Origin of the sequence: Accumulibacter sp. (genome assembly GCF_029255285.1) — a bacterium.
Taxonomy (GTDB): Bacteria; Pseudomonadota; Gammaproteobacteria; order Burkholderiales; family Rhodocyclaceae; genus Accumulibacter.
In genome coordinates, this window is sequence record NZ_JAPUVI010000075.1 from 1 (window position 1) to 4,249 (window position 4,249).

General features: G+C 62.0%; 4 protein-coding genes. All 4 read right to left on the reverse strand.

The features are described 5' to 3' along the window. On the reverse strand, positions 1–764 hold a 764-nt coding region (locus Q1M07_RS09100), incomplete at its 3' end, for a LysR substrate-binding domain-containing protein (protein ID WP_300453211.1). A 258-nt stretch (positions 765–1,022) separates the two neighbouring features. Next, positions 1,023–2,285 carry a serine hydrolase gene (locus Q1M07_RS09105; RefSeq protein WP_300453205.1) on the reverse strand — a complete coding sequence of 421 codons (1,263 nt, stop codon included), beginning with the start codon at positions 2,283–2,285 and terminating at the stop codon, positions 1,023–1,025. Beyond that, positions 2,282–3,436, reverse strand: a complete 1,155-nt coding sequence (locus Q1M07_RS09110) for a YbdK family carboxylate-amine ligase (RefSeq protein WP_300453207.1) — start codon at positions 3,434–3,436, stop codon at positions 2,282–2,284. The genes Q1M07_RS09105 and Q1M07_RS09110 overlap by 4 nt, the downstream gene beginning before the upstream one ends. Next, the coding region (locus Q1M07_RS09115; protein ID WP_300453209.1) for a cation:proton antiporter at positions 3,433–4,249 on the reverse strand (817 nt) is incomplete at its 5' end. The genes Q1M07_RS09110 and Q1M07_RS09115, both read right to left, overlap by 4 nt.

Here is a 4,249-nt window from a genome sequence, read left to right on the forward strand (position 1 = left end):
AGCAAGGGGCCGATCAGCTCGAGCCGACCGAGCGCGATTCCCTGGCCGGCGATCGCCGCCTGAATGAGCTGGTCGTACTGGTTGAAGCGATTGACGCCGCGCGGCGGCACGCCTTCCCAACCGAGCGCCGCCAGCCAGTTGTTCCATTGCAGGTTGCGCCGACGCGCGTCGCCGAACTCGAGCAAATAGTGCCCGGCGAGGTCGGTAGCCGTCTCCAGCCGTTTTCCGCAAAGTGCCGGCGAGGCGACCGGTGCGATGGTTTCGCCGAACAGGCGGGTGGCGCCGGCCGGCGCCGCGGCCGCAGGACAGTAGCGGATGGCCAGATCGATGCCTTCGTGGCGCAGGTCGAGCAGACGGTTGTCGGCCGCCACGTGGACTTCGATGTCGGGTTGCGCCCGCTGGAAAGCTGCCAGTCGCGGCAGCAACCAAAGACCGATGACGCCGATGCCGGCCGTCAGCGTCACCGGGCGCCGCTGGGCCGCGAAAACGATGTCGCCGACGATGTCCTGCAGTTGCTGCATGGCGCTGTCGGCACGCAGGAAGAAACGCTCGCCTTCCGGCGTGAAGGCGACCGAGCGGTGGCCGCGGACCAGCAGCCGGACGCCGAGCGCTTCCTCGAGGCCCTGCACCTGTCGGCTGACGGCCGATTGCGTGAGACACAAGTCGGCCGCCGCGAGCGTGATGCTCATGCGCCGCCCGACGGCGACAAAGCCACGGACGAGATCGAGCGAAACCGGGAGTGCACGATGAGAAGGGAAAGCCAATTTCGAGAGCAGCAAGCCAACGTGGGTAGCGCGGGGCACGGAGGTAAAGTCCCTGGTCGGAAAACGAACCCTCATTAGCCGTCGCGCGCAGTTCGCGCGACAACCCTGCACAAGCTATGTAGCGATGGGCTCGCGATTTCTTCGCTATGTCACACATCGCTTGCATTCTCCCAACAAATTCTTATGTCGCCGCGATCTCTTCGACATTCGCCAGTGATCCGGAATGTCTAGACTGCAGAAGGTAAAACTACCCCTGATTCAGCGCTTGCTAATCGGCTGCGTTGCCGAAGCCAGCGATTCCCATATCTGCTCAAGTGTGGCTCGCATTCCGGCGGTGTGATTCCTGGGATAGGCCGCAAAAATGGCAATCACCAGTCGACGATCAAGATCGACGTAGATGCTATTGCCGTACGACCCAAGAATAGCGATGCGGTTCTGCGCCCCGCCGAGGTGGACAAAGCCGTAGCGAAACTCGCTGCCTCTTTTTAGGCCTATAACCTCCGAAGTGTTTGCTGTTCGCAGCCCGGCGGAGGCGGTCAGCGTTTCGATGAACCAGTTTGGAATCCTGCTGCGTCGATTGCTGTTCCGGGCGTCGATCAGCAGTTGCCCCAAACGGGCAAAATCACGCAGCGAGAGTGCCAATCCGGCGGACAGTTCCGTTCCCTGCGAGTCGGTCAGCCAGAAGGCAGCATTCTCGGGCCGGAGTTTTCCGAACACCTCTTCGCAAAAGATCTGGGCCAGCGGTAGCCGGTAACTTTCGGCGAGAGCCCAGACGAGCAGGTCGCTGTCAGGTCCGACTTCGCCGCGTTGCGGGTTCGTGGAAAAGTCCCTTTCCCAGCGGCCCGGTTGGTTAAGCCATGTCCGAATCCCTCCCACGATCTTGCCGGAGTTCCATCCACCAGCCGCCAGCCAGTCACTGATGTCCTGTGACGACCAATCGAAGCTACTCTCCCCTTCGAGTAGGCGCCGAATCGACAACTTTCGCAACCCCGTCTGCCCATTAAGGCCTGGTATGTAACGAATGATCGACCTGTCCGGCGAAAGCTTGCCCTGGGCGACAGCCATGGCACCGATTAGGGAGAGCACTGACCGGGTTCCGCCACGCAGCAGTCGCTGGTCTTGCGCGGCAAGCCCGTTCCAGTAGCGCTCGCTCGCCACCTTCCCGTCGCGCAGCACCAAAACGCCGTCGGCATACAAGCGCGTGGCCAGCAGGAACCCGACATCGCGCAGTTGCTGATCGAACGGGTCGCGGGCCTTGAGTTTCTCGAGCTCGAGCTGTCGAGGAGCAGGGCGGAGCATCTGGGCTGTTCCTGTTGCCCTGATCTTCAGCGAAGGCATGAAGCGGCCGAATGACTGCAAGCCGATGCGCAGGTTTTCAGGTGCCAACCAGTTGTCCTGGTCGATCCATGGACCAAGATCCTTGGCGTTCCTTGGGACCGACTCGATGACACACTCCTCTGCCGCATGCAGTGGCCACGCCCAAGGCACCATCAACGCCAGCAATGTCAACCAGTGCTTCATCGTGGGCCCTCGGCAAGGTGCGTGCTCCCTATGTTGCGAAAGCGCATAGTGGCCTCACGGACGACGTCATTAAGGTTTCCATGGATGGCCTGACGCCCGCGCAACCAGCTGGCGTCGGAGATCTCTCCGGCCAGGGAGGCGTCGAGCAGCTGAAGCCAGGCGGAACAGCCAAGTTCGCGGGCATCCTCGAGTAACCCGACGAGCAGTTCACGGGCGATCTGCCGGAGAGGGGCTTGCCGCAGGCCGACCGGATCCGAGATCTGCCCATCGAAACCGTAACGACACGCCTGAAACTTGTTGTAGCGGGCGACACACAGATGCCGTTGGGTGTCGAGGGTGGGTCGAGTTCGCAAGAGATGACGTACCAGGCTTTGCGCCAAGGCCGCCAGGGCTGCGGCGCGCTCGACCGTCAGTGGCGTATCGCAAACGCGGATTTCCACGGTGCCGAATTCGGGTTTCGGACGAATATCCCAGTACAGGTCCTTGATGCTGCGCGCGATGCCACAGGCCTGCAGAAAAGAAAAGTGTTCAATGAACTCTGCCCAGTCGCGCAAGGCCGGGCATTGTCCACTCAATGGAAAGGCCGAGACGGCGTTCAGACGACCGGATTGGAACAGGGTGTCTTCGCCATCGACGAACGGTGACGACGCCGACAATGCAATGAAGATCGGCACATAGGGTCCCAGGGCCTGCGTCACCCAGATCGCGTCGTCACCGGATGTACAGCCGACGTGAATGTGCTGGCCAAAGACCGTGAACTGCTTGGCCAGGTAGCCATAACGGTGGTAGATCTCATCGAAGCGATCGCCTGGGCAAATCCGGCGCTCCGCCCAGCGATGGAAGGGGTGCGTGCCGCCGCCGCAGACGGAGATATGGTTGCGCGCGCACTGACTGACAAGCGCTTGTCGGAGGCCGACCAGATCGGCAGCAATGCCATCGACGAGTGTGCGCGGCAGGGTGCTGACCTCGATCATGCTTTCGGTGATTTCGAGCTTGATTTCACCAAAGCGGCCATCGTAGTCCATGCTGCCGAGAAGATCCGTCGCTCCACGCGTCAAATCAAAATCGCGCATGGAAACCAGCTGCAACTCAAGCTCGACGCCGAGGGTCAGTGGCTGGCTTTCTTTGAATTCGGCGATTGGCTGGCTCATGCCACTCCTTCCTTGCTGCCGGTCGCCGCGGTCTCGCCGGCGCGCACCACGGCGAAACGGCAGAGGGCAGGGCCGGCGAGTTCCATGATGGCGGCCGCAAACAAAGGCAGCGACAGCGACGAACGGCCGATTTCCGGGTAGAGTCCGGCGATTTCATAGGCCATGAAGACGGCAGTGGCCGATAGCGGTTGAATGCCGATGCCAACCAGCACCCGCTTGGCAACGCCCAGGCCACCGCCGGCCCACGCCAGGGCAGCCACCTTGGCCACAGCCCGAACGAGCAACAGGCCAATCGCCTGCAGTCCGACCAGCCACGTGAAGTCTTGCCAGGGCAGCGAGGCGCCGACGACGACGAAGAGGATGATCGCCAGCAACCAGTGTCCTTCCGGCAAGTTGGTATAGCTGAGCGTTCTTTCCTGATCGGTGAACGACAGGATCGCTCCCATCAGGAATAGCGTCAGAAACACCGGCACCGCCAGCATGCGCGCACTGCCAACGGCGAGCAGGGCCGTGGCCACGAGGATGAAGACCTGTGTCAGCGAGCGCTTGGGCAACAGGGCAGCGACCAGACGAGCGAGAAGCGCCATCAGCCAGCCAATCATCAAGGAACCGACCACAACCCAGAGGGGGTGGGCTACGGCATTCAGCCAGTCGTCGCTGTATTGCGCATGTACGACACCAACGACGACGGCAAACACGACGAATGACGCGGCTGCGCTCAACGCGGTGTGCAGGATGATCCGTTCGCTGACCTGCCCCTGCGCGTTCGATTCCTCGACGGTCAGCAGGACAACCGCCGGCGCCGAGGCCATG